16 protein-coding genes are annotated in these 16225 nt (G+C 69.6%); 7 read left to right on the top strand and 9 right to left on the bottom strand.

The window, feature by feature from the left end; genetic code table 11:
• Positions 1 to 13 precede the first annotated feature (13 nt).
• From OZ671_RS14200 to OZ671_RS14190, 3 genes are read right to left on the bottom strand one after another with little or no spacing between them, the layout of a single operon-like run.
• A complete protein-coding gene (locus OZ671_RS14200; protein ID WP_268861361.1) occupies positions 14 to 427 on the bottom strand; it encodes a DUF1489 family protein in 414 nt (137 codons plus the stop codon).
• Positions 428 to 476: 49 nt separating this feature from the next.
• Entirely contained in the window at positions 477 to 860 is a 384-nt protein-coding gene (locus OZ671_RS14195) for a hypothetical protein (protein ID WP_268861360.1), read from the bottom strand.
• The gene (locus OZ671_RS14190; protein WP_268861359.1) at positions 857 to 2872 is read right to left on the bottom strand and encodes an acetyl/propionyl/methylcrotonyl-CoA carboxylase subunit alpha; all 2016 of its coding nucleotides are present in this window, start codon (positions 2870 to 2872) and stop codon (positions 857 to 859) included. The genes OZ671_RS14195 and OZ671_RS14190 overlap by 4 nt, the downstream gene beginning before the upstream one ends.
• A gap of 176 nt (positions 2873 to 3048) precedes the next feature.
• On the opposite strand from OZ671_RS14190, the gene OZ671_RS14185 reads away from it, so the two are divergent.
• Positions 3049 to 4446 carry an amidase gene (locus OZ671_RS14185; RefSeq protein ID WP_268861358.1) on the top strand — a complete coding sequence of 466 codons (1398 nt, stop codon included), beginning with the start codon at positions 3049 to 3051 and terminating at the stop codon, positions 4444 to 4446.
• Between the two features lie 28 nt (positions 4447 to 4474).
• On the opposite strand, the gene OZ671_RS14180 is transcribed toward OZ671_RS14185, so the two are convergent.
• From OZ671_RS14180 to OZ671_RS14165, 4 genes are all read right to left on the bottom strand, one after another.
• Positions 4475 to 6082, bottom strand: a complete 1608-nt coding sequence (locus OZ671_RS14180; RefSeq protein ID WP_268861357.1) for a carboxyl transferase domain-containing protein — start codon at positions 6080 to 6082, stop codon at positions 4475 to 4477.
• Between the two features lie 122 nt (positions 6083 to 6204).
• Positions 6205 to 6975, bottom strand: a complete 771-nt coding sequence (locus OZ671_RS14175) for a molybdate ABC transporter substrate-binding protein (RefSeq protein WP_268861356.1) — start codon at positions 6973 to 6975, stop codon at positions 6205 to 6207.
• Between the two features lie 167 nt (positions 6976 to 7142).
• Positions 7143 to 7793, bottom strand: a complete 651-nt coding sequence (locus OZ671_RS14170) for a glutathione S-transferase family protein (protein WP_268861355.1) — start codon at positions 7791 to 7793, stop codon at positions 7143 to 7145.
• Positions 7794 to 8024: 231 nt separating this feature from the next.
• Entirely contained in the window at positions 8025 to 8432 is a 408-nt protein-coding gene (locus tag OZ671_RS14165) for a rhodanese-like domain-containing protein (protein WP_038311679.1), read from the bottom strand.
• Positions 8433 to 8614: 182 nt separating this feature from the next.
• Between OZ671_RS14165 and OZ671_RS14160 the strand changes: the two genes are divergently transcribed.
• From OZ671_RS14160 to OZ671_RS14145, 4 genes are all read left to right on the top strand, one after another.
• Complete coding sequence (locus tag OZ671_RS14160) at positions 8615 to 9286, top strand: DUF599 domain-containing protein (protein WP_268861354.1); 672 nt, start codon at positions 8615 to 8617, stop codon at positions 9284 to 9286.
• Positions 9287 to 9391: 105 nt separating this feature from the next.
• Positions 9392 to 10084: an FMN-binding negative transcriptional regulator gene (locus OZ671_RS14155; protein WP_268861353.1), complete on the top strand. Its 693-nt coding sequence runs from the start codon at positions 9392 to 9394 to the stop codon at positions 10082 to 10084.
• The gene (locus OZ671_RS14150) at positions 10078 to 10983 is read left to right on the top strand and encodes a 3-hydroxyacyl-CoA dehydrogenase NAD-binding domain-containing protein (RefSeq protein ID WP_268861352.1); all 906 of its coding nucleotides are present in this window, start codon (positions 10078 to 10080) and stop codon (positions 10981 to 10983) included. The genes OZ671_RS14155 and OZ671_RS14150 overlap by 7 nt, the downstream gene beginning before the upstream one ends.
• 11 nt (positions 10984 to 10994) lie before the next feature.
• On the top strand, positions 10995 to 11696 hold the full coding sequence (locus tag OZ671_RS14145; RefSeq protein WP_268861351.1) for an aspartate/glutamate racemase family protein: 702 nt from the start codon (positions 10995 to 10997) through the stop codon (positions 11694 to 11696).
• A 6-nt stretch (positions 11697 to 11702) separates the two neighbouring features.
• Here OZ671_RS14145 and OZ671_RS14140 read toward each other — a convergent pair whose 3' ends face one another.
• Positions 11703 to 13727 (bottom strand): hypothetical protein, encoded by a 2025-nt coding sequence (locus OZ671_RS14140; RefSeq protein ID WP_268861350.1) that lies wholly within the window; start codon positions 13725 to 13727, stop codon positions 11703 to 11705.
• On the opposite strand from OZ671_RS14140, the gene OZ671_RS14135 reads away from it, so the two are divergent.
• The gene (locus OZ671_RS14135; protein WP_268861349.1) at positions 13718 to 13987 is read left to right on the top strand and encodes a DUF3253 domain-containing protein; all 270 of its coding nucleotides are present in this window, start codon (positions 13718 to 13720) and stop codon (positions 13985 to 13987) included. The two genes, OZ671_RS14140 and OZ671_RS14135, sit on opposite strands and share 10 nt — an antisense overlap.
• Before the next feature lie 42 nt (positions 13988 to 14029).
• Here the strand turns inward: OZ671_RS14135 and OZ671_RS14130 are convergent, their stop codons facing one another.
• Positions 14030 to 14830, bottom strand: a complete 801-nt coding sequence (locus OZ671_RS14130; protein ID WP_268861348.1) for an IclR family transcriptional regulator — start codon at positions 14828 to 14830, stop codon at positions 14030 to 14032.
• A gap of 175 nt (positions 14831 to 15005) precedes the next feature.
• On the opposite strand from OZ671_RS14130, the gene OZ671_RS14125 reads away from it, so the two are divergent.
• Positions 15006 to 16154 (top strand): ABC transporter substrate-binding protein, encoded by a 1149-nt coding sequence (locus tag OZ671_RS14125; RefSeq protein WP_268861347.1) that lies wholly within the window; start codon positions 15006 to 15008, stop codon positions 16152 to 16154.
• Positions 16155 to 16225 lie beyond the last annotated feature (71 nt).

The raw sequence follows: 16225 nt of genomic DNA, 5'->3' as shown, positions 1-16225 counted from the left end.
CGCGAGAGGGCGCTCAGAGCAGGCCGAGCTCGGCGAGCTGCTTGGCCAGCTCCTGCGGCATGCCCTTGGTCGCGCCCGTGTCGAGATCCGGCGGCACGTCGCTTTCGGGAAAATAGCGCCAGCCCTGGAACGGACCGCGCCGGCGCGGCTGGACCCTGACGATGACCGGATCGAGGACGAGGTCGCAGCGCGGAATGCCCTCGGCATCGGTGAACGGCCGGATGCCGACCAGCTTCTGCCGGCAGAGGATCGACCCCTTGATCACCCAATAGAGCGAGCCCTGCCCGACGATCTCGTCGCCGCGCTTCGGCTGCATGCGCGTCGTATGGACCTGCTCGCCATAGGTCTTCATGCGCCGGTCGACCCATTGCTGCAGGTCTTCGACCGACTCGGCACCGACACAGAGCTTGATGAGATGCAGGGCCATGGCCGGCATCCTAGCGCGATCCGGCGTCCACGCCCAAGCCGCCGGCGCGTCAACGGCTGGGGATAAAGGGCTGCTGGCGCAGACCGAGAGCCATGCACAGATTGGTGCGCCAGACCGGTCCGTCGCGGACGGCCGCGAGCTGGACGCGCTGCGCGACCCGGAAGTCGACGCCGCAGGCGCCCGGACTGTCGGGCGCGAGCACGACGATGGAGGTGACCGGCACCCCCTTCTCCTGCCTGTAGACGTCGATCGTCGCCTGCTGCTGGCCGCGCTGCACGCGCGTGACGACGGCCACCATGCCCTCGATCACCACGTCGGCGCGCGCCACCACATCGGCGCGCGACCAGTTGTAGCACTGGCAGGCCTGCGCCGTGCCGCCGGCAAGGACCAGGGTCGCTGCCGCGAGGACGAAGCGGCCCGCGCGCATGATCATGCCGCCTGCTCCGTCCGGGCCTCGATCGTCGCGACCGGCGCGCCCTCGGCCACCTGCTCGCCGGCCGTCACGGCGATCGCCGTGACCGTGCCGTCGGCCGGCGACACCAGCGTGTGCTCCATCTTCATCGCCTCGATCACCGCGATCCGGTCGCCCTTGGCCACCGCCTGGCCCGGCTCCACCAGCACGGCGATCACCTTGCCGTGCATCGGGGCCTTGACCGCGCCGCCGCCGTCGAGATGGTCGAGATCGACATCGAAGGGATCGAAGCGCCGGACCTCGGTCTGGCGGCCGTCGCGGACGACGAACAGGCCGTCGCGCGTCAGCGTGAAGGCCGGATCGTTCGCCACCGGCAGGTAGTCGTCGTGATAGTCGCTGGTGCCGCCGCCGAACACGGCCTGGATGCTGCCGGTTCGTCCGGTGCCGGGGGCCGGCGAGACCAGTTCCACCGTGGCGCGCTCGCCGTCGACGACGAGCGGCACCGAGACGCGCCGGGCGGCGGCGAGCTGGAAGCCGTCTGTGGCGCTCCAGGGCGAGGCCGCCTCGTTCGACCGGGCCTGGTCGCGGCCCTGCCGCGCGGCCCAGGCGCCGTCGACCAGCTTCAGGGCGGCGAGCCGCACGGTGGCCGGGTCGGCGGCCCGCGGCACCGCGCCGAGGGCTGCGAGATTGCGGTCGATGAAGCCCGTGTCGAAGGCGCCGGAGCGGAAGCCCGGCGCCTCGGTCAGGGCCTTCAGAAAGGCGAGATTGGTGCGTGGGCCGGCGACCACCGTCCGGCCCAGCACGGCACCGAGACGGTCCAGCGCCTCGTCGCGGGTCTCGCCGAAGGCGATCACCTTGGCGATCATCGGGTCGTAGAAGGGCGAGACCTCCGCCCCCGCCTCGACGCCGGTATCGACGCGCACGCCCTCGCCATCGCCGAATTCGAGCGTGTGCAGCCGGCCGGTCGAAGGCAGGAAGCCGCGCTCCGGATCCTCGGCATAGAGCCGCGCCTCGACCGCATGGCCGTGGATCGCCAGCTCGTCCTGCAAGAGCGGCAGCCGCTCGCCCGCGGCGACCCGGATCTGCCACTCGACCAGATCCTGGCCGGTGATCGCCTCGGTCACCGGGTGCTCCACCTGCAGGCGGGTGTTCATCTCCATGAAATAGAACTTGTCGGCCTGCAGGCCGTTGGAGCCGTCGGCGATGAATTCGACCGTGCCGGCGCCGACATAGCCGACGGCCTTCGCCGCCTCGACGGCCGCGCGGCCCATGGCCTCGCGCATGGCCGGCGGCATGGCCGGGGCCGGCGCCTCCTCGATCACCTTCTGGTGCCGGCGCTGCAGCGAACAGTCGCGCTCGAACAGATGCACCACATTGCCTTGGGCATCGCCGAACACCTGGATTTCGATGTGGCGCGGCGCCTGCACGTATTTTTCGATCAGCACGCGCGGATCGCCGAAGGAGCTTGCCGCCTCACGCTGGGCGGAGGCCAGCGCCTCGTCGAAATCGACGAGCTTCTCGACCTTCTTCATGCCCTTGCCGCCGCCGCCGGCGACCGCCTTGATCAGCACGGGATAGCCGATCTCGTAGGCCTTCTCCTTCAGGAATTTCGGATCCTGGTTGGCGCCATGATAGCCGGGCACGACCGGCACGCCGGCGCGCTGCATCAGGCTCTTCGCGCCGTCCTTCAGGCCCATGGCGCGGATCGCGTTGGCCGGCGGGCCGATGAACACGATGCCGGCCTCGGCGCAGGCATCGGCGAATTCGGCCCGTTCCGACAGAAAGCCGTAGCCGGGATGGATCGCCTCGGCGCCCGACCGGCGCGCCGCTTCGATGATCCTGTCGATGACGAGGTAGCTCTCGCGCGCCGGCGCCGGGCCGATCGGATAGGCTTCGTCGGCGAGCCGGACGTGCATCGCATGGGCATCGGCGTCCGAATAGACCGCAATCGTACGCAATCCCATGCGTCGCGCCGTCCTGATGATACGGACGGCGATTTCGCCGCGGTTGGCGATGAGCACGGAAGACAGCATCGGGCAGACCTCGAACAGGCGACTGATTTGGACCCTGAAACTAGCCCGGATCGGCCCGCCGGACCAGGGCTCCGAACGGCCGTGGCCGGCCTTGCCGCATAGCTCTCGCGCGGCCGTCCGCCCTTGCCTGAAGGTCCGGCGGCGCGGATGCTGGCCCTCCCGTTCCGGAGCCCCCGATGACTGCCCTGCCCGATCTCTCCGCCGCCCAGCTGGCCAAGGCCTACCGCGACCGCTCGCTCTCGCCGGTGGAGGTCACGCGCGCCGTGCTCGACCGGATCGCGGCCTGCGAGCCTAAGATCAATGCCATGTACATCGTCCACGCCGACCAGGCGCTGGCGGCGGCCAAGGCGGCCGAGGCGCGCTTTGGCCGCGGCGCGCCGCTGTCCGCGCTCGACGGCGTGCCCGCGACGGTGAAGGAGAATATCGCCACCGAAGGCGATCCGTGCCCCGTCGGCGTGCCGATTGCCGACATGACGCCGCGCGCGGCCGATTCGCCGGTGCCGGCGCGGCTGCGCGAGGCCGGCATCGTGATCACCGGCAAGACCACCATGCCCGACTATGGCATGCTGTCGGCCGGCCTCTCCTCGCTGCACGGCGTCACCCGCAATCCCTGGAATCTCGCCAAGAACCCGGCCGGCTCGTCCTCGGGCGCCGGCGCGGCGGGCGCTGCCGGCTACGGCCCGCTCCATATCGGCACCGATATCGGCGGCTCGGTGCGCCTGCCGGCGGCCCATTGCGGCCTGTTCGGCCTGAAGCCCTCGCTCGGCCGGGTGCCGATACACCCGCCCTTCCTCGGCCGCGTCGCCGGCCCGATGACCCGTACGGTCGCCGACTCCGCCGCGCTGATGACCATCATCTCCCGGCCCGATCCGCGCGACTTCATGGACCTGCCCTATGACGCCGTCGATTACGCAGAGGGGCTCGACGGCCTGACGCCGAAAGGCCTGAAGATCGGCCTGCTCACCGAAATGCCGGCGGGCCTGCCCGCCGATCCCGCCATCGTCGCGGCCGTGCGCGCCGCCGCCGGCGCGCTCGCGGCCGAAGGCGCCGAGGTGGTCGAGCTCAAGGGCTTCCTGACCGAGGAGATGCTGGACGGGATGTGCCGATTCTTCGAGGCCCGCTCCTATGCCGACATCGTCGGGCTCAGCGAGGAGAAGAAGAGCCGGCTGCTGCCCTATATCGTGGAATGGGCGACCTGGCGGGCAAAGGACTTCACCGGCACGGACGTCATGCGCGCCTATAATGCGGTGCAGGCGATGCGCGAGGCCAGCGTCAAGGCGACGCAAGCCTTCGACTTCGTGCTCTCGCCGGTCACCTGCCCGGTCAGCTATGCGGCGGAGGCCCATTCGCCGACCGACGATGCGCATCGCGCGCTGGAGCACATCCCCTTCACCGTCGCCTCCAACATGAGCGAGCAGCCGGCGTCGAGCGTCAACTGGACGTTCCACACCGACGGCATGCCAATCGGCGTGCAGGTGATCGGCCGGCGCTTCGACGACCGCGGCGTGATGCGCATGAGCCGCCTGCTCGAGCAGCTGCGGCCGGAGCAGAAAGCCTGGCCGATGCCGGGCTGAGGGGACGGCCGGCCGTCACGGCCGGCCCTCACATCCGGAACACGCCGAATTTCGTCTCCGGGATCGGCGCGTTGAGCGCAGCGCTGAAGGCGAGTGCCAGCACCCGCCGCGTCTCTCCCGGGGTCACGATGCCGTCGTCCCAGAGCCGGGCCGTGGCATAATAGGGATGGCCTTCCGCCTCGTAATTGGCACGGATCGGCGCCTTGAAGGCCTCCTCCTCCTCCGCGCTCCAGGCCTTGCCCTCGGCCTCGAAATTCTCGCGCTTGACGGTGGCGAGCACGCTCGCCGCCTGCTCGCCGCCCATCACCGAGATGCGCGAATTCGGCCAGGTGAACAGGAAGCGCGGCGAATAGGCCCGGCCGCACATGCCGTAATTGCCCGCGCCATAGCTGCCGCCGACCAGCATGGTGATCTTCGGCACGCGGGCGCACGCGACCGCGGTGACGAATTTCGCGCCGTCCTTGGCGATGCCGCCGGCCTCAAACTGGCGGCCGACCATGAAGCCGGTGATGTTCTGCAGGAACAGCAGCGGAATGCGCCGCTGGCAGCACAATTCGATGAAATGCGCGCCCTTGACCGCGCTTTCCGAGAACAGGATGCCGTTATTGCCGATGATGCCGACCGGCATGCCGTGGATATGGGCGAAGCCGGTGACCAGCGTCTGGCCGTAGAGCGCCTTGAACTCGTCGAATTCCGAGCCGTCGACGAGCCGCGCGATGACCTCGCGGATGTCGTATTGTGTCTTCAGGTTGGTCGGCACCAGTGCTTCGAGCTCGGACGGGTCGTAGAGCGGGTCGCGCGCCGGCTCCAGCGCGATGTCGACGGTCTTGCGGCTGTTGAGGTTGGAGACGATCCGCCGGGCGATCGCGAGGGCATGGGTGTCGTCGACCGCATAGTGGTCGGCGACGCCGGAAAGACGGGCATGGACGTCGGCGCCGCCGAGATCCTCGGCGGAGACGATCTCGCCGGTCGCCGCCCGCACCAGCGGCGGGCCGCCGAGGAAGATCGTGCCCTGCCGACGCACGATGACGGTCTCGTCCGACATGGCGGGCACATAGGCCCCGCCGGCGGTGCAGGAGCCCATGACCACGGCGATCTGCGGGATGCCTTCGGATGACAGATTGGCCTGATTGTAGAAGATCCGGCCGAAATGCTCGCGGTCGGGGAAGACGTCGGTCTGGTGCGGCAGGTTGGCCCCGCCCGAATCGACCAGATAGATGCAGGGCAGCCGGTTCTCCCGGGCGATTTCCTGGGCCCTCAGGTGCTTCTTCACCGTCATCGGGTAATAGGTACCGCCCTTGATGGTCGAATCGTTGCAGACGATCATCACCTCTCGCCCCTCGACCCGGCCGATGCCGGTGATGAGGCCGGCGCCGTGGATCTTGTCCTCGTAGAGGCCGTTGGCGGCGAGCTGCGACAGTTCCAGGAACGGCGAGCCGGGATCGAGCAGGGTCATGACCCGGTCGCGCGGCAGGAGCTTGCCGCGCTCCAGATGGCGCTGGCGCGCCCTGGCATTGCCGCCGAGCCCGGCCTCCGCCCGCTTCTCCTTCAGGTCTTGGATCAGGGCGCCCCAGGCTTCGGCATTCGCCTTGGCCTCGGGGCTCGAGGGATTGAAGGAGGATTTCAGGACGGCCAAGGCTGCGGACTCCGGCTTTGAACGCTGTCGCGATGGCTCCTGGTTATCGTTTCCGGGCCCGCCTGTCATCCGGGCGAAACGGCGTAAGGCCCTTCCGGCCCGCTGCGGCCATGCGCCTCGGATCAGGGTTCGCGCGGCGGCTCGAGGCCGGCATTGGCGAGCACGGGCAGCGACGCCGGCCCGGTGACGAAGGCGAGAAAGGCGCGCGCCGCCTCCGGCTCCATGGCCGCTGCGGCGATGCCGGCCGAATAGGTGATGGTCACCTGGATCTCCGGCGGCAACGGCCCGATCATGGTGACACCGGTCACCGGCAGGATCTCGCTCATCTGCTGCAGCACGAGATCGGCCTCGTGCCGCGCGACCAGCGACACCACGTCGCCGCTGGAGGCGAGCCGCAGCTTCGGGCGCAGCGTATCGGCAAGACCGAGCCGCCGCAGGAGATCGGCAATGTAGAGGCCGCTGGCACTGCCGGTCGCCGGATCAGGATAGGCGATGGTCACGCCCGAGGTGAGCAGCCGCTCCACTGCTTCGAGCGAGGAAATATCGGGCGAGGCGGCGCCCTCGCGCATGCCGATGCCGATGCCGCCGCGGGCAAGGTCGGTGCGCGACCCGACCCGGACCAGTCCCTTTGCGGTCAGGAGATCGATGACGACGGAGGAGGCGATCACCATGTCGATCGCCTCGTTGGCCTCCATGCGCCGCACGATCCCCTCGGCGGTGTCGGGCACCAGCACCACGCGGTGGCCGCTGCTCGCCTCGAACTGCTCGACGATGGTGCGGATCGCCGATGTGCCGGCGCCGGCGACCCCGACCTTGAGCTCCAGCGCGGATCCAGCCGCGGTCCAGCCCGTCGTCAGAAGCGCCAGTCCGAAGGCAAGCCAGCGTCCCGCCATGACAACCTCCCGCCACGAAGCCGCGGCGCGCCGCGGCCGCGGTCAGGCGGTATCATGGCCCGACGCGGGGCGATCGGGAATGGCTCTTTCGGACCATGGCCGAGAAGCGGCCGGAAACGTGCCGGCGATCACGGGCGGCCCGCAGGCTCGGTGTCGCGGGCGCAAGCTCAGCCCATGTCGTCGTAGCGCGGCTCGTACCAGGGCTCGGCCATGGCGTCGGCATGCCATTCCTTCCAGGCGGGCAAGGCCATCACCACCTCCATATAGGCCTTCACGGCTGGCGGTACCGGCACGGCATAGCCGTGGAAACGGCTGACGACGGGCGCATACATCGCGTCCGCCGCGGAGAAATCGCCATAGAGAAAGGCGCCTGCCCCGCCGAAACGGTCGCGGGCCTCGATGAAGGCCTGGCAGATGCGGTCGATCGCGGTATCGACGTCGTCGTCATGCGGCACCGGCTTGGGCGCGCGGCGCATGTTCATCGGCAGGGCGGCACGCAGCGGCATGAAGCCCGAATGCATCTCGTTCGACAGCGAACGGGCATGCGCGCGCGCCGCGCGGTCGCGTGGCCAGATCGCAAGATCCGGCCGCGTCTCGGCAAGGTATTCGATGATCGAAAGGCTGTCCCAGACGGTAATGTCGCCGTCTATCAGCACCGGAACCCGGCCAGCCTGGGAATAACGGGCGATCCGGCTCGCCGTATCCGGCTGATAGAGCGGTATCAGCTCTTCCTCGAACGGCAGGGCCAGCGCTTTCATCAGGATCCAGGGCCGGAACGACCAGGACGAATAGGCTTTGTTGGCAATGACGAGTTTCATGGCGTCCCCACGACTGGTGGAGGCGCGATGATGACCCAGACGGGGCCATGCCCAAAACGCATTCGGGTGAAGGCAGGGATTGACGGCGCTGATCGGTCGGGACCGGCGCCGACGGCCCCTGACCGCACCAGAATAGCCCCTGAAATCAAATGGATGCGAGCGACTGCTGAATCCGAAACTCGCCCCGTCGGTCCAGGCCAGGGCGAGCCGCGTTGCGGCGGAGCGCCGGTGTCAGTCGCGCGGCTTGACCTGCTCGACCGGGCCGCCGGCCTTCTTCCAGGCGCCGAAGCCGCCGGCAATATGGGCGACCGGTTTCAGCCCCATCCGCTGCGCCGTCTGGGCCGAGAGCGCCGAGCGCAGGCCGCCGGCGCAGAAGAAGACGAATTTCTTGTCCTCGGCGAAGACCGGCTTGTGATAGGGGCTTTCCGGATCGATCCAGAATTCCAGCATGCCGCGCGGGCAGTGGAAGGCGCCGGGCACCTTGCCCTCGCGCTCCAGCTCGCGCGGATCGCGCAGGTCGACGAGCACGACATCGCCTTTGCCATGCAGCGCCTTGGCCGCTTCCACATCGAGCGTCTCGACCTCGCGCTCGGCATCGGCAACCAGCGCCTTGTAGCCGGTGGTGATGGTCTGCGGCATCGCGTCCTCCAGTCATTCCGCCTTGAACGGTCGGTCGTGCCGTTCATAGCATCCCCCGGCCGCCCGAGGCAGGCCCTTGCCGACGGGCTGCCCCGACCGCCGTCGCGGCGGGACCGCCATTGCCTGTGCCAAGAGGCTCGACGGCCCCACCTCCGATGCGCTACCGCTTCGCAATGCTCGGAATGACGCTGCTCGACGCCATCGCCTTTGCCTGGTTCGTGATCGCCTGGGCCGGGTATGCCTGGCTGGTCGACGTCGTCGGCCGCAACGGCCAGGGCCTGACCCAGGTCATGGCCGCCTATCGCCAGCGCTGGATGACCGAGATGCTGACGCGGGCCAATCGCATCGTCGATGGCCAGATCAACATGACGCTGCAGCAGGGCACGGCCTTCTTCGCCTCCACCTCGCTGCTGGCGGTCGGCGGCGGCCTGACCCTGCTCGGCGCCACCGACCGGGCGGTGGAGATCGTCCAGGCGCTGCCGCTCGGCTATCACCCGAGCCGCGAGCAATGGGAGGTGAAGGTTGCCGGGCTGACCCTCATCTTCGTCTATGCCTTCTTCAAGTTCGCCTGGGCCTACCGGCTGTTCAACTATTGCGCGATCCTCATCGGCGCGACCCCCGACGGCGACCGCAGCGGCACGCAGGAAGCGCTGGTCATGGCCCAGCGCGCGGCGACGATGAACACCATCGCCGCCTCCCATTTCAACCGCGGCCAGCGCGCCTTCTTCTTCGCGCTCGGCTATCTCGGCTGGTTCTTCGGCCCGGTGGTCCTGATCGTCAGCACCGCCGCCGTGGTTTTCGTCATCTATCGCCGCCAGTTCCTGTCCAACAGCCTCGATGCGGTCCGCTTCTAGGCCGGCCCGTCCGGGATCCGCCCGCGCTTGGCTTCCATGCCCGATGCCGCTGGGCGGACCGGAGGCATTGGTGCAAGCTCCCACCGAACGTGAGGAGACGCGTCCGTGCATATCCTGAAACCGGCCTTCGCCTGGCCCCGTGACGAGGCGCTCGGCTTTGCCGCGCGGCGCGGCTTCGGGCTGGTGGCGGCGAGCGACACCTCCGGCCCGCGCGGCTCGCACGTGCCCTTCACGCTCCGGCGCGAGGGCGAGCGCACCGTCCTGACCTTCCACCTGACCGCGGCCAATCCACTGGTGCAACTGGCGGACGGTCGGTCCTTCCTGGTCGCCGTCTGGGGTCCGGACGCCTATATTTCCAACGACTGGTACGCAACATCAGACCATGTCTCGACCTGGCTCTACGAGGCCGTGCATCTGACCGGTCCGGCGCAGCGGCTCGCGCGGGCCGCGAATCGCGGCCACGGCGACGACCTGCTGGAGACCTTCGAGGAACGCCTCGCGCCAAAACCGCCCTGGTCGCTCGCCACCATGGAGGAGCGCAAACGCGAGACCATGCTGGCCGCCATCGTGACGATCGAGATGAGCGTCGAGCGTGTCGAAGGCCAGCGCAAGCTCAACCAGCACAAGCTGGACGAGGATCACGTGGCAGTGGCCAACCGGCTGGCCGCGGCCGACGATGCCGCGGGGCGCGAAATCGCCGGCAAGCTCCGTGCGCTCCGGCCGCATCTCGTCTATGCACCGGATGTGCCGGCCGGCGGCACCGACGCCGCGGCCCGCGCGAGGACCTATCGATGGTGAAGACATCGCTCTCCGTTGCAGTGATCGGCGCGGGACTGATCGGCACGAGCTGGGCCGCCCTGTTCGCGGCCGTCGGCGGCCACGCGGTGCGGGTCTTCGACCCCTCGCCCGCCGCCCGTGCCGAGGTTGCGGCGCGCGCCGCCGTCATGACCGGACAGCTCGCCGCGCTGCACGAGGTCACCGGCAGCGCACCGGTCGTCTGCGACAGCCTGGCAGAGGCCTGTTCGGGGGCCGTCCTGATCCAGGAGAACGCGCCGGAAAGGCTCGATCTGAAGCGGGCGCTCTATGCCGAGATCGAGGCGGCGGCCGCGGCGGACGCGATCATCGCCAGCAGCACGTCGGCCCTCGTCTGGTCGGATCTGGCGCGCGACCTGGCGCAGCCGCGGCGCTTCGTCACCGCCCACCCCTTCAATCCGCCGCATCTGATGCCGCTGGTCGAGCTGTTCGGCACCGATCCCGCCGTTCTCGAGCGCGCCAAGGAGTTCTACGCGGCGCTCGGGCGGGTGCCCGTCGTCCTGAAGCGCGAGGCCGCGGGCCATATTGCCGGCCGGCTGTCGGCCGCGCTCTGGCGCGAGGCCGTGGCGCTGGTCGCCGACGGCGTCGCCACCGTCGCGGACATCGATCGCGCGCTCGTCAACGGGCCGGGCCTGCGCTGGGCCGTGGTCGGCCCGCATATGGGCTATCATCTCGGCGGCGGCGACGGCGGCATGGCGTCCTACCTCGAAACGCTCGGTCCGAGCCAGGAGCGCCGCTGGGCGAGCCTCGGCACGCCAGCCCTGACGCCTGAGGTGCGCGCGACGCTGGTGGCCGGCATCGCGGAGGAAGCCGCCGGCCGGTCGGTCGGCGAGCTTGCCGCGGCCCGCGATCGCGCCACCATCGCCATTCTGAAGAGCCTCTGAAGCGAGCCCTCATGACCTCCGACACCCCTGCCCCGCCCCGCATCGCGCTGGTCCATGCCCTGGAGGAATCGGTCCTGCCGGCGCGCGCAGCCTTTGCCGAGATCTGGCCGGAAGCCGCCTGCTTCGATCTGCTCGACACCTCGCTCGCCACCGACCTTGCCGCCCGCGGCAGCCTCGACGCGGCCATGGTCGACCGTTTCCTGACGCTCGGCCGCTATGCCGCCGCCACCCGCGGCGCGGCGGACGCGGCGCGCGCCATGCTGTTCACCTGCTCGGCCTTCGGCCCGGCCATCGATGCGGTCAAGAAGGCGCTGCCGATCCCGGTGTTCCGGCCGAACGAAGCGGCGTTCCGCGAGGCACTCGATGCCGGCAGCACTATAGCCGTCGTCGTCAGCTTTCCCCCATCGCTTGCGTCCCTCATGCGCGAGCTGGAAGACGAGGCTGCGGCTCGCCGCCAGCGCATCACCGTCAAGGGCGTGCTCGCCGACGGCGCGCTGGCCGCGCTCAAGGCCGGCGACGGCGCAACGCATGACCGCCTGGTCGCCGAGGCGGCCGCCAGCCTTGCCGGCGTCGACGCCGTCATCCTCGGCCAGTTCTCGCTCGCCCGCGCCCGCGCGGCGGTCGAGCAGGCGACCGGACGGCCGGTCATCACCACGCCGGACGCAGCCGTCAGGGCCGTGCAGCGCGCGGTGCGTGAAGCGGCCGGCGGCTGATCGCGATCAGCCGCGCCGACGCGGATCGGGATGCCCGTCGAGCCGCATCTGGAACAGGAAATAGGTCGGCGAACAATAGCCGAGCCCGGCGACGCGGCCGATCTCCGGTAGGTCCGCCGGCAGGGCCTGGCACATGAAATCCTCGCGGCAGAAACGATCGCCGCCGCAGGTGGCGCGCATGCCGCGCACGATCGACTGGCCGAGACAGGCCGCGAAATCGTTGGAGGCGACGCAGATGTCGAAGGCCTTGCCGCCGGCATAGCCGCAGATCTCGTTGGGCGCCGCCCCACCCGGCCGGAAGCCGGCGAACCGGCGATCCTGATCCGTGCATTTGCGATAGGCGAGACCCGCCGGCGCGCCGCCGACCGGCGGCCGGCAGGTGTGGCTGGTGAAGTTCATCGTGCGGGCGCGGCTGTTGAGCTGCGCGGTCACCGTGAAGCGGTCGCGCCAGGGCTGGCCGGCCGCCGTCGTGATCCGGCCGGCGAGGCAAGCCTGGCCCGAAAACTCGTTCTCCTGTCCCGTCGTCAGGCACTGGCCGAAGGGGATGCCGATCGCGGCATTCGCGGCAAGGCCGGTACAGGTCGACCCCGCCGCGCAGGACCAGCCCTGGCCGAAATGGCGCCCCGCCTCAGGCGTGGGGCAGGCGAGGCCGAGGCCCGCGGGCCGATGCAACGGCGCCCCCGCCGCATGCCATTCGGCCGGCGGCGCGGCCGGCAGCGGCCGGAACCGGTTCGGTTCGCGCCCGGCACGCAGCGCCTGCGCATAGGCCGCGCGCCGCGGCTGCTCGGCGTGGAAGTGGGGAGACACGCCGATGAGCACGCGATTGAGCGGCGAGATCGTCGGATCGTCCTCGCCGATCAGGTGAAAGCCGGCCGTCGCGTTCGACTGGTGACAGCCCTGGCAGCTCATCATGTCGAGCCGCTCGACGAAGGCTTCGGGACTGTGCACCAGGGCATGGCGCGCGAAGCCGAGCGCTGCGAAATCGGCGCCATGGGAGCCGAAGATCTGCGTGAACGGGCGGTTCGCGAGCCGCGCCGAGCCATAGGTCGAATAGGACACCGCGCGGGTGGCGAGGAACCTGTCCGGGATGACCAGCACGCCCTGGTCGACCGCCTCGCCGCGCGCGGCAAGATAGGCGACGAGCTCGGCGCGGAGGGTCGCGTCGGCGCCGAGCCTTGCGACATCGGGCGTGTTTTCCAGCACCTTGTCGGCAAGGCGCGGCCCGTCCGCGCCGGCGGCGACGGCGAAGATGCGCATGACATAGGCGGCCTGGCCGCCGAAGGTCGTCTCCAGGCCGGAGGGAAAACGCACCACCTGGGCATTGATCTCGATCTGGCGCGGCAGCGCCGGCAAGGTGCCAAGGGGACCGGCGGCGAGCCAGCCGGCCCGGGCACCGGCATCGCTGGCCGCGGCCGGAGCAACGAAACGGTCGATCAGCGCGGCGCAGCCGCCCTCGATCGGCCGCGGCAGGTCGTAGACCGCATTGACCGATATCGGCATGCGCGACGCATAGGTGCGGCCCTCGCGAGTGAAACGATAGGCCAGACGATAGACCAGCCGCACTTCGCCGCATCCGGTCGCGGCGGCATCGGGCAGGAAATCCCGCCGGTCGAACCGCGTGACGAGGCCGACGAGACGAAACCGGGCGGCGGGAGACGACAGCCATGCCGTTTCGAAGACGCGGCCGACATTGTCGTCGGTGATCTCGAGCAGGCGGCGGCCGCTCGCCTCGATCTCGCGGCGCAGCTCGCCGACGTCGCGGGTGAGCGTCGCGGCGAGATGCCGATAGGCCGCGCTGTCGCGATCCAGCTCTGCATTGGAGGCCTCGGCGGCCGCCCCGATCATCCGGCCGAAGCCGTAGCCACCGGTCTCCAGTACCCGCAAGGTCGCGTTGTCGGTGACCGCCAGCAGCGGTTGGCCGGGCTCGAAGGCCCGCGCCGCGCCGCCGGCAAGCCCGAACAGGACGAGCGCGGCGACAACAAGGCCTCGACGCGGCCACCGCGACGGGGCATGACAACCGTATGAGCACATCCGTCGAATCCGATCTCGAAGCCGCCATCCTGAGGCTCGCTGCCGCCAGGGGCACCGGCAAGTCCATTTCGCCCGAAGATGCAGCCAAGGATGTTGCAGCCTCGCGCGACCTGGACTGGCATACATTGCTGCAGCCGGTGCGGCGCACGGCGATCCGCCTTGCCCGCGAAGGCCGGCTCGTCATCCTGCGCAAGGGCAAGCCGGCGGATCCCGACGACTTCAAGGGTGTCTATCGGCTGACCTTGCCCATGCCGGAATGATCGCGCCGGGATCCGGCCACGGCGGCAGGAGCCGGACCGCGATCAGCGGGCGCCGGCCTCGCCGGCCGCATCGATCCTGGTTCCAATCGACAGCTTGCCCGCGAGCGCCCGGCAGGCCTCGTCCAGCGCCGCGAGATGCTGCGGCAGCCGGTCGCCCATGATGCGCTGAAGCGGCCCGGTCATGCCGACGGCATAGAGGATGAGCCCGTCATTCTGGCGCACCGGCGCGGCGATGGCGGCAAGACCCTCGTCGATCTCGCCGATGCAGGTGGCGTAGCCCTGCGCGCGGACGCGCCCGAACTCCTCCCGGATCCAGGCTTCGTCGCTGCGGGTGTTGACCGTGAGCTTGGGCAGCTCGGCGGCGAGCGCCTCGCGGATCAGCGCCTCGTCCTGATAGGCGATGATCGCCTTGCCGGTCGCTGCCGCATGGGGGGGCATCTCGATGCCTGGCTGGACGTAGCTGCGCCAGCGCACCTCGGGCGCCTGCGACACCGCGACCAGCACCCGGCTGCCGACGAGCTTGGTGAGATAGCAGGCTTCGCCCGATTGCTCGGCAAGCGCCGCGAGCGTCGGGCGCACGAGCGTCTCCAGCCATCCCTCGCCCGCCGTCGCATGCAGGATGCGCGCAAGCCGCGGCCCGATCGCATAGGCCCGCCCGCCCTGCCCGCCGCTGGCGAGCTCGGCTTTCACCAGCCCCTTCAGCAGCCGGTGCGCCGTCGTCTTCGGCAGATCCGAAAGCTCCGCGACATCGGCCAGCGCAAGCCGGCCAGGGAACGCCGCGATCAGTTCCAGCAGCCGGAAATAGCGCTCCAGCGGGCTGTCCGCCTCAGTCTGGTCGGCCACGCCTCGTCCTCCCTCGTCCCAAACCGGTTGACAGGCGCCGGACGCGCTTTTACGGTCATATCGATTTACGGTACATTATTCCGAAAATCGGAACGAGTCAAGCCATCTGTGTGACGATCTTCCGGCCGACCGATGCCGGCGGATCGGCTCAACACGAACAGAGGGGGATGGAAGAATGACCATGACCAGGCAGCAGTTTCTGCGACTTGCGCTGGCGGCGGGCGTCGCGCCGGCGGGCGCGGCCGCCGCGCTTGCCCAGCAGGGCGACATTCTGGTGGGGGCGACGGTGCCGATCACCGGGCCGCTGTCGCTGACCGGCAAGCAGTATCACAACGCCCTTCAGCTCGCGGAACGGGACATCAATGCCGGCGGCGGCATCAACGGCCGCAAGATCAAGATCATGTTCGAGGACACCCAGGCCTCGAACAGCACCGCGGTCAACGCGTTCATGAAGCTCGCGCAGGAGACCAAGCCCTCGTTCTATTTCCTGTCGAGCTATTCGACCCAGAACCTCGCGGTCTCGCCGGAGCTGAAGAAGGTCGGCGTGCCCGCCATGTATGCCGGCGGCGCCGACGTGGTCGCCGAGGGCGGCAATGAATGGCTGTTCCGCGTGCGCCCGGCGGACGCGGTCTCGGCCCGCGGCATGGTGGAGGCCGCCAAGCTGCTCAATGCCAAGAAGCCGGGCATCATCTTCATCCAGAACGATTTCGGCCAGGGCGGCGCCCAGGTCGCCGCCCGGCAGTTCGAGGCTGCCGGCACGCCGGTCGTCGGCATGGAAGCCTATGGCCAGAACGACAAGGATTTCTCGGCGCAGATGATCAGCCTGCGCGGCAAGGGCGCCGACGTCATCCTCCTGTTCAACTATCCGCAGGACGGCGCGCTGCTGCTCCGGCAGGCCAAGATGCTGGGCCTGAAGATGCCGCTGGTGACCTCGTCCGCGGCGCTGGTTCCGGCCGCCCTGCAGCTGATCGCCCCGGCCGACCTCGAAAACGTCTGGGGCGTGGTCGACACCTATATGGATCCGAGCGTCGGCGAGCGCATGAAGGACTTCGTCGAGCGCTACAAGAAGGCTTTCGGCATCGATCCCGACCCCTATGGCCTCGCCTATTACGACGGCGCCCTGATCATGGCCGAAGGCATGCGCAAGGTCGGGCTTGATCCGAAGGCCCTGCGCGACTGGCTCGCCAATCTCCGCGGCTGGCAGGGCATCGGCCATGTCTACAGCTATGACGCGAAAGGCAACGGCGTCAGGGATCTCGCCATCGTCAAGGCGAAGCCCGGCACCAAGCAGCTCGAACTGGTGAAGACGATCCAGCTCGACTGACGCAAGGCCGCGCCGCGCGCGCAGCCAGCCTTCCTGCCCTTTCCGGCCTGTCGCCGCGGGTCCGCCCGCGG

Origin of the sequence: Phreatobacter sp. AB_2022a, assembly GCF_026847585.1 — a bacterium.
Classification (GTDB): domain Bacteria; phylum Pseudomonadota; class Alphaproteobacteria; order Rhizobiales; family Phreatobacteraceae; genus Phreatobacter.
This window is presented reverse-complemented; position numbering and strand designations above follow the sequence as displayed.